We start from the raw sequence: 22,206 nt of genomic DNA on the forward strand, positions 1-22,206 counted from the left end.
CGTCAGGGGCGGCGGCCCGCCATCTGTTCCAGCCGGGCGATGCGTTCGCGCATCGGGGGGTGGGTGGAGAACAGCCGGGACAGGCCCTCGCCCGCCCGGAACGGATTGGCGATCATCAGGTGGCCGGCGGTCTCCAGCCGCGGCTCGGGCGGCAGCGGGAGCTGCTGGGTGCCCGCCTCCAGCTTGCGCAGGGCGGAGGCCAGGGCCAGCGGGTCGCCCGTGAGCTGGGCGCCCGAGGCGTCCGCCTGGTACTCGCGGGAGCGGCTGACGGCGAGCTGGACGATCCCGGCCGCGACCGGCCCGAGGATCATGATCAGCAGCATGCCCAGCAGGCCGGGGCCCTCGTCGTCGTCGGAGCGGCCTATGGGAATCAGCCAGGCGAAGTTGACGAGGAACATCACGACGGAGGCCAGCGCGCCCGCGACGGAGGAGATGAGGATGTCGCGGTTGTAGACATGGCTGAGCTCATGGCCGATGACGCCGCGCAGCTCGCGTTCGTCGAGCAGCTGGAGGATGCCGTCGGTGCAGCAGACCGCGGCGTTGCGGGGGTTGCGGCCGGTGGCGAAGGCGTTGGGCGCCTGGGTCGGGGAGATGTACAGGCGCGGCATGGGCCGGCGGGCCGTGGTGGAGAGCTCGCGGACCATGCGGTAGAGCTGGGGCGCCTCGAACTCGCTGACCGGGCGGGCGCGCATGGCCCGCAGGGCGAGCTTGTCGCTGTTCCAGTACGCGTAGGCGTTGGTGCCCAGGGCGACGACGACGGCGATGATCAGGCCCGTACGGCCGAACAGGCTGCCGATGAGGATGATGAGGGCGGACAGTCCCCCGAGGAGTACGGCGGTCCTGAGCCCGTTGTGCCGGCGGTGCACGGTACGCCCTCCAAGCGGTGCGGCAGGGGAACCCTGTGCTCGTGTCTCCACTCTCCAGTGGACCCTTACTCACTGGTCAACGCGAGATGAACGAGCCTGGTTCCCCGGTGCGCGCGCGGCGGCACCGGACGCGGCACGGAACCGCGCCCGGTGGGGCCTGTCGCCGTACGGGTGGGCTGAGGGCCGCTGTGGGCCCCCGGAGGGTGCGGGCTGCGCCGCCCGGCCCCGTTAGAGCAGCGCCCCGGAGGCGAAGCGCAGGACGAGCTGGGGGGCGCCGGAGAGGGCGATGCCGAGCACGGACGCGAGCGCGATGGCGGTGGCGAGGGGCGCCGGGATGCCGGCGCGGGACGGCCGTTCCTCCGCCGGGGCGGTCTCGGGCGCGGCTGCGCCGGCCTCGGCGCCCCGGAAGAGGACCGTGGTCCACTGCAGGTAGTAGTAGAGCGCGATCACGACATTGACCGCCATGACCACCGCGAGCCAGGCCAGCCCCGCGTCGACGGCCACGGAGAAGACCGTGACCTTGGCGAACAGGCCGATGATGCCCGGCGGCAGCCCGGCCAGGCACAGCAGGAAGAAGCCCAGGGCGAGCGCTGCCAGGGGGCGGCGGGCGTAGAGGCCCCAGTAGTCGGTGATGCGGTTGGCGGGGCGCGTACGGGCCACCAGGGCGGCGACGGCGAAGGCGCCGAGGTTCACGGCCGCGTACATCAGGGCGTAGGCGACGGTGGAGCCGATGGCGTGCGCCGGGTCCCGGGTGTAGCCGGCCGCCGCGATCGGCACCAGGAGGTAGCCGGCCTGGCCGACCGACGACCAGGCGAGCAGGCGTACCGCGCTGTGCGCGCGGCGGGGGTCCTGGCGGAGGGCCGCGACATTGCCGACGGTCATGGTGAGCGCGGCGAGGACGGCCAGCGCCGGGCCCCAGACGTCCGCGTACGACGGGAAGCCCTGGACGGTGACGAGGATCAGGCCGGAGAAGCCGACCGCCTTGCCGACCACGGACAGGTAGCCGGCAATGGGGAGCGGTGCGCCGACGTAGGTGTCCGGCACCCAGAAGTGGAACGGGGCGGCGGCTGTCTTGAAGGCGAAGCCGACCAGGGTGAGCGCGACGCCGGCGCTCGCCAGAGTGGCCAGCCGCGGGTCGGGGAGCGCGGTGAGGCCGTGGGCCACCTGGGAGAGGTGGAGGCTGCCGGTGGCCGCGTACAGGAAGCTCACGCCGAGGAGCATCACGGCGGTGGCGGCCACCGAGGACAGGAAGAACTTCAGCGCCGCCTCGGAGGAGAGCCGGTCGCCGCGCCGCAGCCCCACGAGGGCGAAGGCGGGCAGCGAGGCCACTTCGAGGGCGATGACGAGGGTGGCGAGGTCCCGGGAGGCGGGCAGCAGGGCGGCTCCGGCAGCCGAGGAGAGCAGCAGGAACCAGTACTCGCCGGCGGGCAGGTCCTGGTCCCTGACGGTGTCGATGGACAGCAGGGCGGTCAGCAACGCCCCGCCGAGCACCAGGAACTGGATGACCAGGGCGAACGGGTCGGCCACATAGCTGCACACCTCGGGGTGGGCGGGCAGGCAGAAGGTGCGCCGGCCGCCGCCCAGGAGGGGCAGCAGGAGGAGCGCGGAGACCGCGAGGCCCGCGGTGGCGATCCAGCCCAGCAGGGGTTTGCGGGCCGCCGGGAGGAAGAGGTCGGCGACGAGCACCACCAGGGCGACGGCCGCGGTGAGGGTGGGCGGCGCGAGGGCGACCCAGTCGACGGACTGGACCAGAGGGGTGATCGAGCTCATCACTTACCGCCTCCGAGGAGCTGCTGGACGGCCGGGTCGGAGAGGCCGAGGAGGGCCGCGGGCCACAGTCCGGCGAGGACGGTGAGGACGGCGAGGGGGGTCCAGGCCGCGTATTCGTAGCGCGCGATGTCGGGGATCACGGGGGCCGGCGCGGGCTGTCCTGACGGGTCCCCGTCGGCCGGGTCGGCGGTGCCGAGCGGCGCGGTGGGGGCGAGGTGCGGGGTCCCGCCCATACAGACGCGGCGGACGACGAGCAGCAGATAGGCCGCGGTCAGCAGGGTGCCCAGGCCGGCCAGCACCATGAACGTCAGGAAGGCGGGGCGGCTGAGGCCCGGGGCCGGCTGGAAGGCCCCGAACATCGCCAGCATCTCGCCCCAGAAGCCGGCCAGTCCGGGGATGCCCAGGGAGGCGACGGCGGCGAAGGCGAGCAGCCCGCCGAAGCGCGGCGCCCGGCCGTAGAGAGCGGCGCCGGTGCTGCCCGCGAGGGTGTCGAGGTCGGTACTGCCGTAGCGGTCCTTGAGGGCGCCGACGAGGAAGAACAGCAGGCCGGTGATCAGGCCGTGCGCGATGTTGGCGAACAGCGCGCCGTTGACGCCGGTGGGGGTCATGCTGGCGATGCCGAGCAGGACGAAGCCCATGTGGCCGACGGAGCTGTAGGCGATCAGGCGCTTGAGGTCGCCCTTGGCGCCCTTGCGGACGAGGGCGAGGCAGGCGAGCGAGCCGTAGACGATGCCGACGGCGGCCAGCGCCGCGAGGTACGGCGCGAAGGTCCGCATGCCGTCGGGCGTGATGGGCAGCGCGATCCGCACGAAGCCGTAGGTGCCCATCTTCAGGAGGACGCCGGCCAGCAGCACCGAGCCGACGGTGGGGGCGGCGGTGTGGGCGTCGGGCAGCCAGCTGTGCAGCGGCCACAGGGGCGACTTGACGGCCAGTCCGATGCCGATCGCGAGCACCGCGAGCACCTGAACCGTGTGGCTGAGCTGGGCGTTCGGGCCGTTGTCAGTGGCGAGTGCCACCATGTCGAAAGTGCCGGACTTCACACCGATGAGGAGGAGGCCGAGCAGCATCACGACGGAGCCGAGCAGCGTGTAGAGGATGAACTTCCAGGCCGCCGCCTGCTTCCCCGCCCCGCCCCAGCGGGCGATGAGGAAGTACATCGGGATGAGGACCATCTCGAAGGCGAGGAAGAAGAGCATCAGGTCGAGGACGGCGAAGGTGGCGAGGGTGCCGGCCTCAAGAGTGAGCAGCAGGGCCACGAATGCCTTGGGGGACGGGCCCGTCGGCATGTGGAAGTAGGAGTAGAGCGCGCAGAGGAAGGTCAGCAGCGCGGTCAGGACGACGAGGGGGAGCGAGATGCCGTCGACGCCGAGGTGGATGCGGATGTCGAGCGCCGGAATCCAGCTGATGTCGGTGGTGGCCTGCATACGGGCCGGGTGGTCGTGGTCGAAGCCCACGGCCAGGGCGATCGCCGCGGCGAGCACGGCGCCGGTGACGGTCACGCCGTGGCGCAGCACGGCCTGGCCGGGGTTCCTGCCCTTCAGCCCGGGCGGGGCCGGGAGCAGTGCGGCGAGCGCGCCGGCCAGGGGGAGGACGACGACGGCCGCGAGGAGAAGCTGCATAGCGGTGTGATTCACGGGTCAGGCCCTCCTCAGGGGTTCGGCTCCGGCGAGGCAGGCCACGGGGGCTGTCGGCTGGGCGTGCGGGGGTCGGCCCCCGGGGGATGGCGGCACGGTCAGGCTCCCGTGCCCGTGGCGACGAGGACGGCGGCGACGGCCAGCACGAGCGAACCCGCGAGCAGCGCGCCCAGGTAGGTCTGCACGTTCCCGGTCTGGGCCCGGCGGACGGCGGCGCCCAGCCAGCCCGGCGCGGCTCCGGCACCGCGGACGTAGGTGTCGACGACCTCGCGGTCCAGGAAGCGGACGAGCGTGGCGGCGGCGCGTACGGGCCGGACGAACAGCGCGGTGTAGACGGCGTCGAGGTGGAAGCCGACGGCGGCGTGCGGCTGCAGCGGGCCGAGGAGGAGCCGGCCGGGGTCGGCCGGGTCCGGGGCGGCGGCGACGCTTCCGTAGACCGGGGCGTGGGTGGCGATGGCCGTCTCCTCGGCGAGCCCGGGCGGGGCGTCGGGGTCGGTGACGACCGCGCCGATGGGGGTGCGGGCGGCCAGCGCGGTGGTGTGGCGCCAGGCCGCGTAGGTGGCCAGGCCGCCGACGAGGGCGATACCGGTGCCCAGGACGGAGGTGGTCAGGGTCGGCGCGAGCGAACGGCCGTCGAACCAGTCGGGCAGCAGGGGGGCGGCGAGACCGAGCGCGACGGTGGGGACGAAGAGCACCCACAGCACGGCGTTCATGACGACGGGCTGCGGGCCGTGGTCGGGGACCTCGACTCCCTTGCCCCGGAAGGCCAGCAGCCACAGACGCGTGGCGTAGGCCGCGGTGAGGAGGGCAGTGAGCAGTCCGGAGACCAGGACGGTCCAGCCGGCCGCGCCGGGGATGCCGTGCGCCGCACCGGTGGCGGCGTGCTCGGCGGCGCCCAGGACGGCTTCCTTGGAGAAGAAGCCGGCGAACGGCGGGATCGCGGCGAGCGCGAGCAGGGCGACGGTGACGGTCCAGTAGGCGTCCGGGATGCGCCGGGCCAGGCCGCTCATCCGGGACATGGCGGCCAGCGAGTTGGTGCCGGCGGCGTGGATGATCACGCCGGCGGCGAGGAAGAGGAGGGCCTTGAACGCACCGTGCGAGAGGAGGTGGAAGACGGCGGCGCCGCGGTCGCCGACGGCCAGCGCGCCCAGCATGTAGCCGAGCTGGCCGACCGTCGAATAGGCCAGGACCCGCTTGATGTCGTCCTGGGCCAGCGCGGCGAGACCGGAGCCGACCATGGTGATCGCGGCCATGACGGCCATCACCACCAGCGCGGCCGCGGAGGCCGCGAAGACGGGGAGGAGACGCGCCACGACATAGATACCGGCCGCCACCATCGTCGCGGCGTGGATCAGCGCCGAGACGGGCGTCGGGCCGGCCATCGCGTCCGGGAGCCAGGTGTGCAGCGGGAACTGCGCCGACTTGCCCGCGACGCCGGCCAGCAGCAGCAGCGCGATCAGCGTCGGATGGTCCAGGCCGCCGCTGGCGACGGTGCCGAGGATGCCGGTGATGCGGAAGGTTCCGGCGTCGGCGGCCAGCGCGAAGATGCCGAAGAGGAACGGGACATCACCGAGCTTGGTGACGAGGAAGGCTTTGAGGGAGGCGGCGCGGGCCGCCTCGGTCTCCCAGTAGTGGCCGACGAGGAAGTAGGAGCACAGGCCCATGACTTCCCAGCCGACCAACAGCAGCATCAGGTCGCCGGTGTAGACGACCAGCAGCATCGCGGAGGTGAAGAGCGAGACCAGCGCGGCGTAGGAGGGATAGCGCGGGTCGTCGCGCAGATAGGCGGTGGAGTAGAGCTGCACACAGGTGGCCACGAGCCCGACCAGGACGGCGAGCAGCGCGGCGAAGCCGTCGATGTGCAGGGCCAGGTCGATGGGGATCGAGCCGGTCGGGGTGAGCCGGGTGGCGATGTCGGTGGCCGGTCCCGCGCCCTGCCCGACCGCGACGGTCACCGCGAGCGCGGCCGCGGCCAGCGTCGGCAGCACGGCCAGCGGCCGGACGAATCCGGGCGCCCGGCCGCCCAGGAGGAGACCGGCGACGGCCCCGAGGAAGGGCAGGAGGGGAACGAGAACGGCAGTGGTCGTGAGGGTCACGCGGCGGCCTCCGCCGTGGTGTCCGGCCGCGGGTCCGTGTCCCCGGCGTCCGCCTGCTCGGCGAGGTCACGGAGCCGGTCGATGTCGGAGCTGCCGCGGTTGCGGTAGACGAGCAGCACGATCGCCAGCCCGATGCCGATCTCGGCGGCGGCGATGGCGATGGTGAACAGGGTGAGCGCCTGGCCGGTGTGCAGGGTGTCGCGCAGCCAGACGTCGAAGGCGACGAGGTTGAGGTTGACGGCGTTGAGCATCAGCTCGACGGACATCAGCACCAGGATCGCGTTGCGGCGGGCGAGCACGCCGTACAGGCCGGTGCAGAAGAGGAGGACGGCGAGGACGGCCGGGTAGGCGAGATGCATCAGCGCTGCTCCTCTCGGGGGGCGGCCGCGGCGCGGGAGGCACCGTTCGTGAGGTCCGCCGCGGCGGACCGGCCCTCGCCCGTCCGGCGGGACAGCACGATCGCCCCGACGAGCGCGGCGAGCAGCAGCACGGACAGCGCCTCGAAGGGCAGCACCCAGTACTGGAAGAGGGTGCGCCCGGAGGCCTCGGTGGAGCCCTGCGCGGCGCCCTCGAAGCTGATCCAGGTGGCGCGGAAGGCGTCCACGACCACCCAGACCAGCGCGGCGGCCGAGGCGAGGGCCACCGTGAGCGCGGCCCAGCGGTTGCCCGAATCGGCGTCCGGGGAGCGGCCGATGGGCGCCCGGGTGAGCATCAGCCCGAAGAGCAGCAGGACGACGACCGAACCGACGTAGATCAGCACCTGCACCCAGGCGATGAACTCGGCCGTGAGGAGGAGGTATTCGACGGCGATCCCGCCGAGGGCGACGACCAGCCAGAGGGCGGCGTGCACCAGCTGCCGGGTGGTGACGGTGATGACGGCCGCGCCGAGCGTGGCGATGCCGACGAGGACGAAGGCGATCTCGACACCCGTGGGTGAGAGAAAGCCGGGGCCGGCGGCGGCGAGCGTCACTGTCCCTCCCCTGGGGTGTCCGTTCGGTCCTGGTCCTCACCCTGGGCCGCGGCTTCGGCCTGCGCCTGGGCCTCGGCGGCCTGCTGGGCGGCGAGCTTGTCCGCGGCCTTGTGGGCGGCGGCGAGTTCCTTGGGCTCCTCGGCCGCCGGGTCGAGCGCCGGGGGCTCGGGCACCGTCCACATCCACTCGCGGAGCTTGTCCCGCTCATGGGTCAGCTCACGGATGTCCGTCTCGGCGTACTCGAACTCCGGTGACCAGAAGAGCGCGTCGAAGGGGCAGACCTCGATGCAGATGCCGCAGTACATGCACAGCGCGAAGTCGATCGCGAAGCGGTCCAGCACATTGCGGCTGCGCTCCCGGCCCCCGGGGGCGGCCGGCGGCACCGTCTCCTTGTGGGAGTCGATGTAGATGCACCAGTCCGGGCACTCACGGGCGCACAGCATGCAGACCGTGCAGTTCTCCTCGAACAGACCGATGACGCCACGGGTACGCGGCGGGAGGTCGGGCTGGACGTCCGGGTACTGCGCGGTGACCGATCGTTTCGTCATCGTCCGGAGGGTGACGGCCAGCCCCTTGGCGAGACCGGAACCGGGGAAGCTCATGACGAGATCACCACCTTGATGACGCCGGTGAGGGCGATCTGGGCGAGGGCGAGCGGGATGAGGACCGTCCAGGCGAGCTTCTGCAGCTGGTCCTCGCGCAGCCGCGGGTAGGTCACCCGCAGCCAGATGACGCCGAAGGCGAGGATCACGGTCTTCAGCAGCGTCCACAGCCAGCCCAGGCCGTCGGCGCCGAACGGGCCGTGCCAGCCGCCCAGGAAGAGGACGGAGGTCAGGGCGCAGAGGACGACGATGCCCGCGTACTCGGCGAGGAGGAAGAGCGCGAAGCGCAGTCCGGTGTACTCGGTGTAGGCACCGAAGATGATCTCCGAGTCGGCGACCGGCATGTCGAACGGCGGCCGCTGCAGCTCGGCGAGGCCCGCGGTGAAGAAGACCACCCCGCCGACGATCTGCCAGGGCACCCACCACCAGTGGAAGGCCTCGATGATGCCGGGCAGCGAGAGCGTGCCGGCCGCCATCGCCACGGAGGCCGCGGCGAGCAGCATCGGCAGCTCGTACGCCAGCAGCTGCGCGGCCGTCCGCAGACCGCCGAGCAGCGAGAACTTGTTGGCCGAGGCCCAGCCCGCCATCAGCGAGCCGAGCACCCCGACGCCCATGACGGCGAGCACGAAGAAGATGCCCGCGTCCAGGGCCTGGCCCACGGCATTGTGCGGGCCTATCGGGATGGCAACCAGGACCAGGAGGTACGGCAGCAGGGCGACGGCGGGCGCGAGCTGGAAGATCCGCCGGTCGGCACCGGCCGGCACGATGTCTTCCTTCTGCGCGAACTTCACCCCGTCGGCGACGAGCTGCGCCCAGCCGTGGAACCCGCCCGCGTACATCGGCCCGAGCCGGCCCTGCATATGGGCCATGACCTTGTGCTCGGTCTGCCCGATGACCAGGGGGAAGACCAGGAAGACGACGAAGACGGCGAGCAGACGCAGCGCGATGTCGAGAGCGTCGCTCATGGGGTGTCGCCTCCTGCCGGGTCCTGGGGTGCGTCGTGGGGCGCGCCGTCCTGCCGGGGCCGGGGTGCGGGCTCCGGGTCAGGGGCGGCCGACGGTTTCTGCTCCGGGGCGTCCGGGGTGGCGGGCGGTTCGGGCTCCGTGGTGGCCGGGGGCCCGGGCTCCGCCTTCTTCTGCGGGGGCTCCGGGGTCGCCGGGGCGGCCGTCGTGGCGTCCGGCGTCTCCGGGGCGGCCGTCGTGCCGGGCTCGCGCTTCGGCTCGGGCTCGGGCTCCGGCTGCGCCTTGCGCTCCGGCTCGTCGAAGGCCGGACGGGCGTGGTGCCAGGGCGCGTCGGAGGAGCGCGGCGCCTTCGCGGGGGCCGCCGGAGCCGGGGCGTCCTGGGCGGGCGCCTCCTTCGCCGGGGCGTCGGTCGCCGGGGTGTCCTTCGGCTTGGTCTCCTTCGGCGGGGCCGCGGGCGCCGGGGCCTCAGTCGCCGGAGCCGCGGTCGTCGCGGCCTCCGCGGTCGCGGCCTCCGCGCTCGGGGCCGCGTCCGCCGTCGCTCGCCGCTGGCCGGCCGAGCCCTCGCTCGCCGAACGGGTACGCCGTGCCGGGCGCTCCGGCCGCTCGGCAGGCGCCGGGGCGGCCGGGGCTCCGGCCCCCTCCCCCGTCGCCTGCTGGCTGGCCGAGCCCGTGCCCGCCGTACGGGTACGCCGTGCCGGACGCTCGCCCGCCGCGCCGCCGGCCGCCCGCGCACCCCGCGCCGGACGCGCGGGCGCAGGCGGCAGCTGGCCCTTCAGCGGGCCCCACTCGTTCGGGTCCGGGACTCCCGGGGGCAGCATCTGACGCCGCTTGGGCCCGCCGTGCTCGGACTCCCCCGGTTCCTTGGCGCCGGGCCACGCCTTGGCGACCCGCGCCGCAAGTACGAAGTCCTTGCGCAGCGGGTGGCCTTCGAAGTTGTCGGGGAGCAGCAGCGGTGCGAGGTGCGGGTGGCCGGTGAAGTCGACCCCGAACATCTCGTGGGTCTCCCGCTCGTGCCAGCCCGCGCCCGCGTACACCTCGACGGCGGTGGGCAGCACGGCCGCGTCGTGCGGCACGGTCGTCCGCACGATCAGCCGGTGGACGGTACCGGGGCGCGCCACCTCCGCGAGGTGGGCACAGATCCGGAAGCCGGTGCCGGGCTCGTCGACGGCGCTCAGCCAGTCGAAGTAGCGGCAGCCCAGGGTGTCGCGGGCGGTCGTCAGCGCGGCGAGCCAGCCGTCCGCGGGGACGTCGACGGTCAGCAGGTCGTACGCCAGCTCCGCCGTGGCCCCGGCCCCGAAGATCTCGCTCGCCGGGTGCGGCAGCCAGCCGACGACCGGCTCGGCCGGAGCCGGCTCGGACTGCTCGGCCTGGTCGGCCTGCTCACTCGGAGCCGCCGGCTGCTCGGCTGCCGCCTGGTCAGAGGCCGTTGCCTGGCCGGGGGTTCCCGGCTGGGCGGGGGTCCCCGGCTGCCGCTCGGGCTGCTCGCTCATCGCGGTTCCTCCCCCGTCGGCTTCGGCGCGTCCGCGGACCCCGGCGCGTCCGCCGGCTTCGGCGCGGGCGGCGTGACCAGCCCGCTGCGCAGCGCGGCCGCCGAGGGCCGGGCGGCGCCGCCCTTCGCGTACCGCTCGCCCAGCGACTCGCGCGCGATCTTCTCCTGGAGCTTGAGGATGCCCTGCAGCAGCGCCTCCGGCCGCGGCGGGCAGCCCGGGACGTACACATCCACCGGGATGATCTGGTCGACGCCCTTGGTCACGGAGTACGAGTCCCAGTAGGGGCCGCCGCAGTTGGAGCAGGCCCCGAAGGAGATGACGTACTTCGGCTCCGGCATCTGCTCGTAGAGCCGCTTGACCGCGGGCGCCATCTTGTCGGTGACGGTGCCGGACACGACCATCAGGTCGGCCTGGCGGGGGCCGGGCGCGAACGGGATCACGCCGAGCCGGATGAAGTCGTGCCGCGCCATGGAGGCGGCGATGAACTCGATGGCACAACAGGCCAGGCCGAAGTTGAAGACCCACAGGCTGTAGCGGCGGCCCCAGTTGAGGACCACCTTCATCGGTTCGGGCGCCAGCCGGGCGAGGGTGCCCAGGCGCCGGGGCTCCGGCAGGAACTCGGGGGCGGCGCCTGCGGCCTCGGCCGCGGAGCTGTTGGCGGCGGGGGTCACGTCCATTCCAGGACGCCCTTCTTCCATGCGTAGAGCAGGCCGACGGCGAGGAAGCCGAGGAAGATGAACATCTCCACCAGCGTCACGCCGCCGAAGCCAGGGGCGGCGAAGACCGTTGCCCAGGGGAACAGGAAGATCGAGTCCACGGCGAAGATGACGTAGAGGAACGCGTAGACGTAGTAGCGGACCTGGGTGTGTGCCCAGCCCTCGCCCACCGGGTCCACGCCGCACTCATACGTCAGCAGCTTCTCCGGCGTCGGCACCACGGGCCGCAGCAGCCGCCCGGCACCGAAGGCCACGGCGACGAAGAGCACACCGATCAGGGCGATGAGCCCGACGACCGAGTAGCCCTGGAAGTAGTCCGCGGCGACGGTGGTGCGTACGGTCGCGTCCGGCACGTCCGCCCCTCGCTCCCTGACTGTGATTGTTCAACGACTTCGACGATCTGTACGGACCGGAGTCTAGGCCCTGCCCCGGCCCCGGTGAGCAGCCGGATCGTCGCGGCTGGTGGGGTTGTCCCCACTTCGCCCCACCTGGGTGGCCGGCAGCGTAAAGCAAGCGCCCGGTTGTCTCAGAACTTGTCTCACGGACCGGACTGAGGGGAGGCCGGGGGATGGGACGGGCGGCGCGGCGGGCGGCCCCGGGGCCGGGGCGGGAGGCGGGGCGGGAGCGGCCCTGGGTCAGTGGATCGGGCCTCCGTCGAACGGGCTCCGGCGGTCGGGAGCGGCCGGCATCGGCGCCGGGGTCGGGGCCGGGGCCGGGGTCGGGGCCGGGGCCGGTCCCGTTGGCGGCGTGGGAGCCGGCGGCGGCGACGGGGATGCCGACGCGGGCTGCGACGGAGGCTGCTGGTGCTGCGGCTGCGGTGAGGGAGCCGGGGGCTGGATGGGCGTCTGCGCCTGAGGGGGCTGCGGCGCCGGGGGCTGCGGGTGCTGCTGGGGTGCGGGAGCCGGGTGCGCGTTCTGCGGCGGGTAATACGGAGCCTGGGGACCGGGCTGGGTCTGCGGACCGGCCGACGGCTGCGGGCCCGACGGCGGCTGCGGCCGCTGCGGCTCCTGGTACGGCGCGGAGACCGTCGCCTGCCCCGGGACGTACACCGGTGGCTGCCCCGGCCGGTGCACCGCCGTCTGCCGTTGTTGCTGCTGCCGGCCCGGTTCCCGCGAGAGCGCGCGGTCCATCACTTCGGCCGTGATGCGCGCCGCCGCCTCCCGCGTCCGTTCGCCGAGCAGCTCCGTACGGATCGCGCCGCCGGCCGCCAGATGGCGGTCGTACGGCAGCGGCAGCACGGCCGCACCGCCGGCGCCGAGGTGTTCGGCGGCCCGGCGGACGTCGACGCCGCTGTCCGGTGAGGTGTGGGTGAGCACCACGACCGTGGTGGGCAGCAGACCGGAGTGCAGCCCTCCGACCCAGTCCAGTACGGAACGGGTGGCCGCCACGCCCTCCGGGGTCGCGGGGGTGACCAGTACGCGGGCCTGTGTCGTCACCAGCGCGGTGCGCGCCACTTCGGCGGGCAGCGTCTCGCAGTCCACGACGGTGGCCGCGAAGTGACGGCGGAGCGAGGTCATCACGACCCGGTAGGCGTCGAGGTCCAGCCGGGTGCCGATGGCGCCCTGACTGCCGGGCAGCAGCCAGCCGCCGCCCGCGAACGGGAGGAGGTAGCCGGTCAGATCCGTGATCAGCATCGCCGGATCGACGATCTGCGCCAGATCGCTGCCCGACCACCGCACCTCGCGTGCGCCGAGCCGGTGCGGCAGCGTGCCGAGCGCCGGATCGGCCTCGACGGCGAGGACCGGGTCGGAGCGGTAGTGCGCGAGGGTGAGCGCGAGCAGGGCCGCGACGGTGGACTTGCCGGCGCCGCCCCGGATGCTGGACACGGCGATCTGCCGGCCCGTGGTCACCGGCTGCTGGATGGCGTGCGCGGCCTGGGTGACCGCGGCCGTCTCGGCGGCCGGCGAGGAGGCGAAGACCCGGCGCAGCGCACGGCCCGCACGCCGGGCCAGGGGGTCACCGCGGCGCGGCCGGGGCTGACCGTCGGCCAGTTCCGGCGGCAGCAGGGGCACGGAGAGCGGCGTACGGGCCGGCAGCCCCGACCGCCCGTAGCGGCCGGGAGCGGGCGCGGAGGCGTGCGGCGGGGGCGGGGGAAGGGAAGGCCCCGGGGCCGATTCCGAGGGAGCAGGAGACGAAGGGGCGACGCCGGGTGGCGGGACCGGTACGGAGGGCTGCGCGGGCACAGACGACTGTGTAGGCGCAGCAGGCGGCGCAGGCACGGACGCCTGCGCAGGCACGGTGTACGGCACGTGCGCGGACGACTGAGCGTGCATGGACGGCTGAGCGTGCATGGACGGCTGAGCCTGCGCAGGCGCCTGGGCGTACGCGGACGGCTGGGCATACGCAGACGGCTCGGCAACTACGGACGGCGAGCCCGCCCCGTCGACCGCCGACGGCATCGGGCCGGGCACACCTGGGGCCTCGGGCGTGCCCAGGGCCCCGGGCGCGCCCGGAATCCCCGGCCCGCCCGTGTATCCCGGCGTTCCCGCCGCGGTTCCCTGCACGGCCGGGCCGCCGCCCGCCTCGCTCATCGCTCCCGCCTCGCCCGTCATACGCCACTCGCCGCTCTCGCCCGTGTTTCCCGCCGCGCCCGGCTCCTTGGCCAGAGAGACCCCGGGAGTCGTGTTCCTCGCCTGCACCGCCTCCGCTTCCCCTCTCCTGCTCCGTCCCGCTTCCGCTTCCGCTTCCGCGTCCTGCGGGTGGCACTCCGCCGATGACATGGCCCCTCCACCGCCTTTCCGGGTCAGGATGCGCCGAACAGCAGGCCGTAGAGGCCCAGGGCCCCGAGGGTGACCGGAATCAGCGCCACCACGCTCACCGACTCGGCGAGGTCCAGCCACCGCCACAGCCGGGCGCGCGTCGGCTCCGGCAGCCGCACCGTGAGCACCGCGACCGGCAGCACCGCCAGCAGGCCCAGCACGAACAGCGCGAGCCCCGGTGCCCCGCCGTCGGTGCCCCAGAGCAGCACCAGCCGCACGCAGACCGCCAGTCCGGCCGCCAGCAGGGCGACGACCTCCACCGCCAGCGGATAAGCGCGGGCCCGTGAGCACAGCACCCCGCACAGCAGCAGCGCGGCGAGCACGGTCCAGAGACCGGGGGTCTGCAGCGCGAGCACCCCCGCCGCACCGGCCGAGGCCGCCGCGACCACCGTGGCCGGGACGAGCTCCCGGTGGCCGGCGCCAAGCGCGCCCGCCACCTGGTGCCGGCTGACCGGGGTACCGCCGGAGCGCGCGTCGTCGAGCCGGGTCAGGCCGGCGGTCCGCAGGGCGAGTCGCGGCAGCTGCCCCAGGGCCAAGACGGAGACGAAGCCGAGCACAACTCCCGTACGGGCGGGGGTGGTCAGGGCCAGGCCCAGCTCCCAGGCTCCCACCGCGAGCGCGAGCGAAGCGGCGCCGGTCAGGCCGCCGCGCACCGGCCCCGTACGGAGCCCGAGGAGCGCGAGCACGGCCGCCACGGTCAGCCCGGCGGCGGCGAGCCGGGCGGCGCCGTCCGGGAACGCCTGCCAGGCCGCGGCCACCCCGAGCACCCCGCCGAGCAGCAACAGGGCGGCTCCCGGGGCGTGTCGGCCGAGCCGCGCGGCGCGTGCGCCGGCCGCGGCACCGGCGGCGGTGACGAGCACAGCGGCGAGGCCGAGCCAGGGGGCGCTGCCCCCATGGGCGTACCACCGGCCCGCGCAGACCCCGGTGACCGCCGCGAGCAGCACGCTCGCCGTCACCGCCGTCCAGACCCTGCTGTGTTCGCCCCAGCCCCAGCCGCGGACGTCGAGGGGGGCGGCCACCGCGTCGGTGAGGTCCCCTGCGGCGGAATCCGGCCGGTCCGCGGCGCCCTCCGGCTTCAGCAACTGGCCGTCGTTACCCCGCGCCATCGCCCCTCGCCCCTCCCGTTGTGCATCGCCACACCTTACGGTCCCGCCGACGCGCCGTGTCCACCACTCCGCTCCCGGGAACGGGACCGTGCCGCGACCCCGCCCCGTCCCGGCACAGACGCCGTGACCTGCACCGGGACGCCCACCGCGGAAGGGGGAGGGGGCAAACCCCACCACAGGCCCCCCAGTTACCCCATGGCACCCCGGACGGCGGCCGGGCAGGCTGGGGCGCATGACGGAGAGTTCCCGACCCGCTGCTGCCGAGGACGCCCCTGACGGCGCCTCACCCCCACCGCCCAGAGCCGCGCTCAGCGGCCCGACATGGCGGGAGATCGCCTATCTGCTGGCCAACTTCCCTTTGGGCATCCTGGCGTTCACGGTGCTCCTGGTGTGGGTCGGGACGGGCATCGGGCTGTCCTTCATCGTGATCACGCTGCCGCTGCTGGCCTCGGGGCTGAGGGCGTGCCGGGAATACGGGCGGCTGGAGCGGGCCCGGGCGCGGACCCTGCTCGGGGTCCGTATCGAGGAGCCGAGCCGCCTGCGGCCGGGGGCCCCGGGATTCGTGCCGTGGTTGTGGACGGCGCTGAAGGACCCGGTCGCCTGGCGGCACGCGCTGTTCATGTTCGTCCGGCTGCCATGGGCCGTCCTCACCTTCACGGTCGCCCTTCCGCTGCTCTTCCTGGGGTGGCCGGTGCTGCCGTGGGTGGCGCGCTGGCTGACCAACGTGGACCGGGCGATGGTGCGCGGGCTGCTCTCGCCGTCGGACGAACTGGAGCGGCGGATCGCCGAGCTGGAGTCGGACCGGGTGACGGTCACCGACACCGCGGCCGCGGACCTGCGGCGCATCGAACGGGATCTGCACGACGGCGCCCAGGCCCGGCTGGTGGCGCTCGCCATGGGGCTCGGCCTGGCGAAGGAGAAGCTGCTGGAGGGCAGGGCCGACGCGAGCGTGGCGGCGATGGTGGACGAGGCGCACGGCGAGGTGAAGCTGGCACTCCAGGAGCTGCGGGACCTGGCCCGGGGCATCCATCCGGCGATCCTCACCGACCGTGGGCTGGGGCCCGCGCTGACCTCACTGGCCGGGCGCTGCACGGTGCCGGTGACGACGGCCGTGGACCTGGCCGAGCGGCCCGCGCCCGCCATCGAGGGCATCGTCTACTTCACCGTCTCCGAGCTGCTCCAGAACGTCTCCAAGCACAGTGCGGCACGGCAGGCGTCCGTCGAGGTGTGGCGGTCCGCGGGGGACGGGCGGCGGGCGGGCGGCCGGCTGCTGATCCAGGTGTCGGACGACGGGAGGGGCGGGGCGCGGCTGGACGGCGGCAGCGGGATGGCCGGGCTCGCCGAGCGGCTGGGGTCGGTGGACGGGCTGTTCGTGCTGGATTCACCGGCGGGCGGGCCCACGCGGGTGACGGCGGAACTGCCGTGGCGGGCGCGGACGGAGGCCGGGGACGGGCCGGTGCGACGGCGGGGCGGGGCGCGGGCGTGAGGGTGCGCCGGCCCGTCCGGGTGCCGGGGCGAGGCGGCGGCCGGTGGCCGGCCACAGGTCCGGGGGTGGGGATAACCCCAGTCGGAGACTGCGAAGAGCCTCATGGTGCGGGGGACGCCGTTCGCGGACGCTGGTCATGGCGGAAAAGGCCGCGCGGAGCGGCTGACCAGACGGCCGCGCCGGCAGGGCATGGCCGCGCCCGGCAGAACGGATGAGGAGACGATGGATACCGCATACGCACCACATCCCCGCGGCTCCGGGGTGCCCAGGGCCCTGCGCGCCCCGTTCTCCGGGCGCGCCTGGCGGGAGTTCCTCTACCTCCTCCTCAACCTCCCGATGTCCCTCCTGATGTTCACGTACGCGGTCACGGTGGTCACGATGGGCGCCGGCCTGCTGATCACCTTCGTGGGCATCCCGGTGCTGGCGGGCGGCCTGGCGGGCAACCGCGCGCTGGGCGCCCTGGAGCGGGCGCGGGCCCGTGCCCTGCTGGGGCTGGACGTCGCCGATCCGGAGCCGCCCCGGGCCTCCAGGCCGGGCCTGCTGGGGTGGGTCGGGGCCGTGCTGAAGAGCGGGGTGTCCTGGCGGCACCTGGTCTACTCCGTGGTGCACCTGCCGTGGGCCCTCTTCTCCTTCGTCTTCTCGCTGACCGTCTGGTCCGTGGGCTGGGTGCTGCTGGTCTATCCCCTGTGGCGCTGGGCCTTCCCCGGCACGCTCGACGCCTGGGACACCCACCTGTGGGTCGACACCGGCAGCAGCTTCTACGTCGGCACCCCGGCGGAGATCGGGATCACCAGCGGGACCGGGCTGCTGATGGTCCTGGCCGGGCCGTGGGTGATGCACGGGCTGACGCAGGTGGACCGGGTGCTGGTCCGCGGCCTGCTGGGGCCGTCCCCGCTCGCCACCCGGGTGTCACAGCTGGAGTCGGACCGCGGGGTGGTGGTGGACACCGCGGCGGCCGACCTGCGGCGCATCGAGCGCGATCTGCACGACGGCGCCCAAGCCCGGCTGGTGTCGCTCGCCATGGACCTGGGGCTGGCCAGGGAGAAGCTGGCGGAGGACCCGGAGGCCGCGGCCAGGATGGTGGACGAGGCGCACGGCGAGGTGAAGGTCGCGCTCCAGGAGCTGCGGGACCTGGCCCGCGGGATACATCCGGCGATCCTCACCGACCGGGGCCTGGGCCCGGCGCTGTCGGCCCTGTCCGCGCGGTGCACGGTGCCGGTGACGGTGACCGTGGACCTGGACCGACGGCCGGCCGCGGCGATCGAGGGCATCGCCTACTTCACCGCCTCCGAGCTGCTCCAGAACGTCTCCAAGCACGCCCAGGCCACCAGCGCCACGCTGGACGTCTGGTGCACCGCCGACCGGCTCATAGTGCTGGTCGCGGACAACGGCCGGGGCGGCGCGCACACCGGCAGCGGCACCGGGCTGGCCGGCCTCGCCGAGCGGCTGGACGCCGTCGACGGCCTGCTGGTGGTCGACTCCCCCGTCGGCGGCCCGACCTGCGTCACCGCCGAACTGCCGTGGCGCGGCTGACCCCCGGACGGCACTGAGCGGGCCCGGTCAGCCCCGCCCGGGGCCGGCCCGGCCCCCGCCCGGCTCCCCCGCCCCTTTCCGAGCGATCCCTTTTCCACAGCGATCCCCGCTCCCGCCCCACGTCCGTCCGGATGCTGGGATGCTGGGGCCCGCAGGGACGGAACGGGATGGACAGGGGGATCTGAGCCGTGGACGACAAGGTGCGGGTGGCCATCGCCGAGGACTCGGTGCTGCTCCGGGAGGGCCTGACCAGGCTGCTCACCGACCGGGGGCACGAGGTCGTGGCCGGTGTGGGGGACGCCGAGGCGCTGATCAAGGTGATCGGTGAGCTGGCCGACGAGGGGGCGCTGCCGGATGTGGTGGTGGCGGACGTACGGATGCCGCCGACGCACACCGACGAAGGGGTGCGGGCCGCGATCCGGCTGCGCCGGGACCACCCCGGCCTGGGCGTGCTGGTCCTCTCGCAGTACGTCGAGGAGCAGTACGCGACGGAGCTGCTGGCCGGTTCGAGCCGGGGCATCGGCTATCTGCTCAAGGACCGGGTGGCCGAGGTGCGGGAGTTCGTCGACGCGGTGGTCCGGGTCGCCGGGGGCGGCACCGCCCTGGACCCAGAGGTGGTGGCGCAGCTGCTGGGCCGCAGCCGTAAGCAGGATGTGCTGGACCGGCTGACACCCCGGGAGCGGGAGGTGCTGGGCCTGATGGCCGAGGGCCGGACGAACTCCGCGATCGCCCGGCAGCTGGTGGTCAGCGACGGTGCGGTCGAGAAGCACGTCAGCAATATCTTCCTGAAACTGGGCCTGGCGCAGAGTGACGGGGATCACCGAAGGGTGCTCGCGGTCCTCACCTACCTCAACTCCTGAGGATCTGACACCCTGCCAGATGGGCTGTTCGAGGTGTTTTCCGCCCAGGCCGAGGGCTTTGGGCGTAGAACCAATGGAGGAGTCCGGAGCGTCATGAACAGAGGGGTCACGGGGGCGGTGATTTCATGACAAAACGCAGCAGATCGCTGTCTCAGGCCGACGTCCACCATGCGATCGGCCCAAGGAAGGCCACCCTTACCCACGTACGATGGTTATGGGACAACCGGTCGGTACGACACGTCCCGAGCCCTGCCTCCGGCGGGGACGCCGCACCCCTCGAGGGAGGTCCGAAGCAGTGACCAGCCAGGTCAGTAGCCCAGCCGAGCAGACCGACGCAGCGCTTGTCGGGGAACAACGCGCTTCCGGCAACGGCGGTGAAGGCAAAGAAGTCCGACGCCTGGACCGGGTGATCATCCGGTTCGCCGGTGACTCCGGTGACGGTATGCAGCTCACCGGCGACCGGTTCACCTCCGAGACGGCGTCGTTCGGCAACGACCTGTCCACGCTGCCCAACTTCCCCGCCGAGATCCGGGCCCCCGCCGGGACCCTGCCGGGCGTCTCCAGCTTCCAGCTGCACTTCGCCGACCACGACATCCTCACGCCCGGTGACGCACCGAACGTGCTGGTCGCGATGAACCCGGCGGCGCTGAAGGCGAATCTCGCCGATGTCCCGCGGGGCGCGGACATCATCGTCAACACCGACGAGTTCACCAAGCGCCCGATGGCGAAGGTCGGCTACGCCACCAGCCCGCTGGAGGACGGCTCGCTGGAGGCCTACAACGTCCACCCGGTGCCGCTGACCACGCTGACGATCGAGGCGCTCAAGGAGTTCGGGCTCTCCCGCAAGGAGGCCGAGCGCAGCAAGAACATGTTCGCGCTGGGGCTGCTGTCGTGGATGTACCACCGGCCGACCGAGGGCACCGAGAAGTTCCTGCGGGCGAAGTTCGCCAAGAAGCCGGACATCGCGGAGGCGAACGTCACCGCGTTCCGGGCGGGCTGGAACTTCGGTGAGACCACCGAGGACTTCGCCGTCTCCTACGAGGTCGCACCGGCCACGAAGGACTTCCCGACCGGCACCTACCGCAACATCTCCGGGAACCTCGCACTGTCCTACGGGCTGATCGCGGCGGGCCGGCAGGCGGATCTGCCGCTGTACCTGGGCTCGTACCCGATCACCCCGGCCTCCGACATCCTGCACGAGCTGTCCAAGCACAAGAACTTCGGTGTGCGGACGTTCCAGGCGGAGGACGAGATCGCCGGTATCGGCGCGGCGCTGGGCGCGGCGTTCGGCGGCGCGCTCGCGGTGACCACCACCTCGGGCCCCGGTGTGGCGCTGAAGTCGGAGACCATCGGCCTGGCGGTCAGCCTCGAACTGCCGCTGCTGATCGTGGACATCCAGCGCGGCGGGCCCTCGACCGGGCTGCCGACGAAGACCGAGCAGGCCGACCTGCTGCAGGCGATGTACGGACGCAACGGCGAGGCCCCGGTGCCGATCGTGGCGCCGAGGACGCCCGCCGACTGCTTCGACGCGGCGCTGGAGGCGGCCCGGATCGCGCTGGCCTACCGCACACCGGTCTTCCTGCTCTCCGACGGCTATCTGGCCAACGGCTCCGAGCCGTGGCGGATTCCGGACGTCGGGGAACTGCCCGATCTGCGGGTCCAGTTCGCCTCCGGCCCCAATCACCAGCTGGCGGACGGCACCGAGGTGTTCTGGCCCTACAAGCGCGACGAGCAGACACTCGCCCGCCCCTGGGCGGTGCCGGGCACCCCGGGCCTGGAGCACCGCATCGGCGGCATCGAGAAGCAGGACGGCACCGGGAACATCTCCTACGACCCCGCCAACCACGACTTCATGGTGCGCACCCGCCAGGCGAAGGTCGACGGCATCGACGTCCCCGACCTGGAGGTCGACGACCCCGCCGACGACAGCGGCCAGGGAGCCAGGACGCTCGCCCTGGGCTGGGGCTCGACCTACGGGCCGATCACCGCGGCCGTCCGGCGCGTGCGGCGGGCCGGCGACCGCATCGCCCAGGCCCATCTGCGCCACCTCAACCCCTTCCCGCGGAATCTCGGCGAGGTCCTGGCGCGTTACGACAAGGTGATCGTGCCGGAGATGAACCTCGGACAGCTCGCCACCCTGCTGCGCGCCACCTACCTCGTGGACGCGCACTCCCACACCCAGGTCAGCGGAATGCCGTTCAAGGCCGAGCAGCTCGCGGAGGTCTTTAAGGAGGCCATCAATGACTGAGGCGATCTCGGAGCGGCCCTCGCAGATCGAGGCGCTCTCCCTGGTGCCCAAGGCCGACGCCAAGCAGTCCATGAAGGACTTCAAGTCCGATCAGGAAGTGCGCTGGTGCCCCGGCTGCGGTGACTACGCCGTCCTCGCCGCCGTGCAGGGCTTCATGCCCGAGCTCGGCCTGGCGAAGGAGAACATCGTCTTCGTCTCCGGCATCGGCTGCTCCTCCCGCTTCCCGTACTACATGAACACCTACGGGATGCACTCCATCCACGGCCGCGCCCCGGCCATCGCCACCGGCCTGGCCTCCTCGCGGCGCGATCTGTCGGTGTGGGTCGTCACGGGTGACGGCGACGCGCTGTCCATCGGCGGCAACCACCTCATCCACGCCCTGCGGCGCAACGTCAACCTCAAGATCCTGCTGTTCAACAACCGGATCTACGGTCTGACCAAGGGCCAGTACAGCCCCACCTCCGAGGTCGGCAAGATCACCAAGTCGACGCCGATGGGCTCTCTGGACGCGCCGTTCAACCCGGTCTCGCTGGCGCTCGGCGCCGAGGCGTCCTTCGTGGCCCGCACCGTCGACTCCGACCGCAAGCACCTCACCTCGGTGCTGCGCGAGGCCGCCGCCCACCCCGGCACGGCGCTGGTGGAGATCTACCAGAACTGCAACATCTTCAACGACGGCGCCTTCGAGGCCCTCAAGGACAAGGAACAGGCCCAGGAGGCCGTGATCCGGCTGGAGCACGGGCAGCCGATCCGCTTCGGCGCCCTGGCCCCCGACGGCTTCGGCTCCAAGGGCGTGGTCCGCGACCCGGCCACCGGCGACCTCAAGGTCATCGACGTCCGGGAGGAGGGCACCGGCGGCGTGCTCGTGCACGACGCCCACAGCCCCTCCCCCACCACCGCCTTCGCGCTCTCCCGGCTCGCCGACGCCGACACCCTCCACCACACGCCCATCGGGGTGCTGCGCAGCGTCGACCGGCCCGTCTACGACACCCTCATGTCCGACCAGCTGGACGCCGCCATCGAGCAGAAGGGCAAGGGCGACCTCGCCGCCCTGCTCACCGGCAACGACACCTGGACCGTCGTCGGCTGACCCACCGGCCCCAGGGGTGCC

The 22,206-nt window shown here is 73.3% G+C and carries 18 protein-coding genes; 5 read left to right on the forward strand and 13 right to left on the reverse strand.

Annotated elements, in window-relative coordinates; genetic code table 11:
• Nucleotides 1–2 precede the first annotated feature (2 nt).
• The 13 genes from htpX to ACGFN2_RS29445 form a co-directional block, all read right to left on the reverse strand.
• Nucleotides 3–866, reverse strand: coding sequence for a zinc metalloprotease HtpX (gene htpX / locus ACGFN2_RS29385; RefSeq protein ID WP_362605873.1), 864 nt, complete (start codon nt 864–866; stop codon nt 3–5).
• Nucleotides 867–1,094: 228 nt separating this feature from the next.
• Nucleotides 1,095–2,636 carry an NADH-quinone oxidoreductase subunit N gene (locus ACGFN2_RS29390; protein ID WP_393365530.1) on the reverse strand — a complete coding sequence of 514 codons (1,542 nt, stop codon included), beginning with the start codon at nt 2,634–2,636 and terminating at the stop codon, nt 1,095–1,097.
• On the reverse strand, nt 2,636–4,255 hold the full coding sequence (locus ACGFN2_RS29395; RefSeq protein WP_362606021.1) for an NADH-quinone oxidoreductase subunit M: 1,620 nt from the start codon (nt 4,253–4,255) through the stop codon (nt 2,636–2,638). Before ACGFN2_RS29395 ends, ACGFN2_RS29390 begins: the two co-directional genes overlap by 1 nt.
• 113 nt (nt 4,256–4,368) lie before the next feature.
• Nucleotides 4,369–6,366 carry an NADH-quinone oxidoreductase subunit L gene (locus ACGFN2_RS29400; RefSeq protein ID WP_393365532.1) on the reverse strand — a complete coding sequence of 666 codons (1,998 nt, stop codon included), beginning with the start codon at nt 6,364–6,366 and terminating at the stop codon, nt 4,369–4,371.
• Nucleotides 6,363–6,725, reverse strand: a complete 363-nt coding sequence (gene nuoK / locus ACGFN2_RS29405; protein ID WP_362605864.1) for an NADH-quinone oxidoreductase subunit NuoK — start codon at nt 6,723–6,725, stop codon at nt 6,363–6,365. The genes ACGFN2_RS29400 and nuoK overlap by 4 nt, the downstream gene beginning before the upstream one ends.
• A complete protein-coding gene (locus ACGFN2_RS29410; protein ID WP_393365534.1) occupies nt 6,725–7,336 on the reverse strand; it encodes an NADH-quinone oxidoreductase subunit J in 612 nt (203 codons plus the stop codon). Before ACGFN2_RS29410 ends, nuoK begins: the two co-directional genes overlap by 1 nt.
• Entirely contained in the window at nt 7,333–7,938 is a 606-nt protein-coding gene (locus ACGFN2_RS29415; RefSeq protein ID WP_362605859.1) for an NADH-quinone oxidoreductase subunit I, read from the reverse strand. The genes ACGFN2_RS29410 and ACGFN2_RS29415 overlap by 4 nt, the downstream gene beginning before the upstream one ends.
• On the reverse strand, nt 7,935–8,903 hold the full coding sequence (locus tag ACGFN2_RS29420; protein ID WP_393365536.1) for an NADH-quinone oxidoreductase subunit H: 969 nt from the start codon (nt 8,901–8,903) through the stop codon (nt 7,935–7,937). Before ACGFN2_RS29420 ends, ACGFN2_RS29415 begins: the two co-directional genes overlap by 4 nt.
• Nucleotides 8,900–10,390 carry an NADH-quinone oxidoreductase subunit C gene (locus ACGFN2_RS29425; protein ID WP_393365538.1) on the reverse strand — a complete coding sequence of 497 codons (1,491 nt, stop codon included), beginning with the start codon at nt 10,388–10,390 and terminating at the stop codon, nt 8,900–8,902. Before ACGFN2_RS29425 ends, ACGFN2_RS29420 begins: the two co-directional genes overlap by 4 nt.
• Complete coding sequence (locus ACGFN2_RS29430) at nt 10,387–11,067, reverse strand: NADH-quinone oxidoreductase subunit B (RefSeq protein WP_393365540.1); 681 nt, start codon at nt 11,065–11,067, stop codon at nt 10,387–10,389. Before ACGFN2_RS29430 ends, ACGFN2_RS29425 begins: the two co-directional genes overlap by 4 nt.
• A complete protein-coding gene (locus ACGFN2_RS29435; protein ID WP_362605850.1) occupies nt 11,058–11,459 on the reverse strand; it encodes an NADH-quinone oxidoreductase subunit A in 402 nt (133 codons plus the stop codon). Before ACGFN2_RS29435 ends, ACGFN2_RS29430 begins: the two co-directional genes overlap by 10 nt.
• Nucleotides 11,460–11,741: 282 nt before the next feature.
• The gene (locus tag ACGFN2_RS29440; RefSeq protein ID WP_393365543.1) at nt 11,742–13,118 is read right to left on the reverse strand and encodes a MinD/ParA family protein; all 1,377 of its coding nucleotides are present in this window, start codon (nt 13,116–13,118) and stop codon (nt 11,742–11,744) included.
• Nucleotides 13,119–13,849: 731 nt separating this feature from the next.
• Nucleotides 13,850–14,971, reverse strand: coding sequence for a secretion protein snm4 (locus ACGFN2_RS29445; RefSeq protein ID WP_393365545.1), 1,122 nt, complete (start codon nt 14,969–14,971; stop codon nt 13,850–13,852).
• A 232-nt stretch (nt 14,972–15,203) separates the two neighbouring features.
• On the opposite strand from ACGFN2_RS29445, the gene ACGFN2_RS29450 reads away from it, so the two are divergent.
• The 5 genes from ACGFN2_RS29450 (at nt 15,204) to ACGFN2_RS29470 (ending at nt 22,185) form a co-directional block, all read left to right on the forward strand.
• Complete coding sequence (locus tag ACGFN2_RS29450) at nt 15,204–16,457, forward strand: sensor histidine kinase (protein ID WP_393365547.1); 1,254 nt, start codon at nt 15,204–15,206, stop codon at nt 16,455–16,457.
• Between the two features lie 222 nt (nt 16,458–16,679).
• Entirely contained in the window at nt 16,680–17,990 is a 1,311-nt protein-coding gene (locus tag ACGFN2_RS29455) for a sensor domain-containing protein (protein WP_362605840.1), read from the forward strand.
• 200 nt (nt 17,991–18,190) lie between these two features.
• On the forward strand, nt 18,191–18,850 hold the full coding sequence (locus ACGFN2_RS29460) for a response regulator transcription factor (protein WP_362606018.1): 660 nt from the start codon (nt 18,191–18,193) through the stop codon (nt 18,848–18,850).
• 295 nt (nt 18,851–19,145) lie between these two features.
• Nucleotides 19,146–21,098 (forward strand): 2-oxoacid:acceptor oxidoreductase subunit alpha, encoded by a 1,953-nt coding sequence (locus ACGFN2_RS29465; protein WP_393365549.1) that lies wholly within the window; start codon nt 19,146–19,148, stop codon nt 21,096–21,098.
• On the forward strand, nt 21,091–22,185 hold the full coding sequence (locus ACGFN2_RS29470; RefSeq protein WP_362605834.1) for a 2-oxoacid:ferredoxin oxidoreductase subunit beta: 1,095 nt from the start codon (nt 21,091–21,093) through the stop codon (nt 22,183–22,185). Before ACGFN2_RS29465 ends, ACGFN2_RS29470 begins: the two co-directional genes overlap by 8 nt.
• The last annotated feature ends 21 nt before the right edge of the window (nt 22,186–22,206 follow it).

Source organism: Streptomyces sp. NPDC048612, assembly GCF_043199295.1.
In the GTDB taxonomy this organism is placed as follows: Bacteria; Actinomycetota; Actinomycetes; order Streptomycetales; family Streptomycetaceae; genus Streptomyces.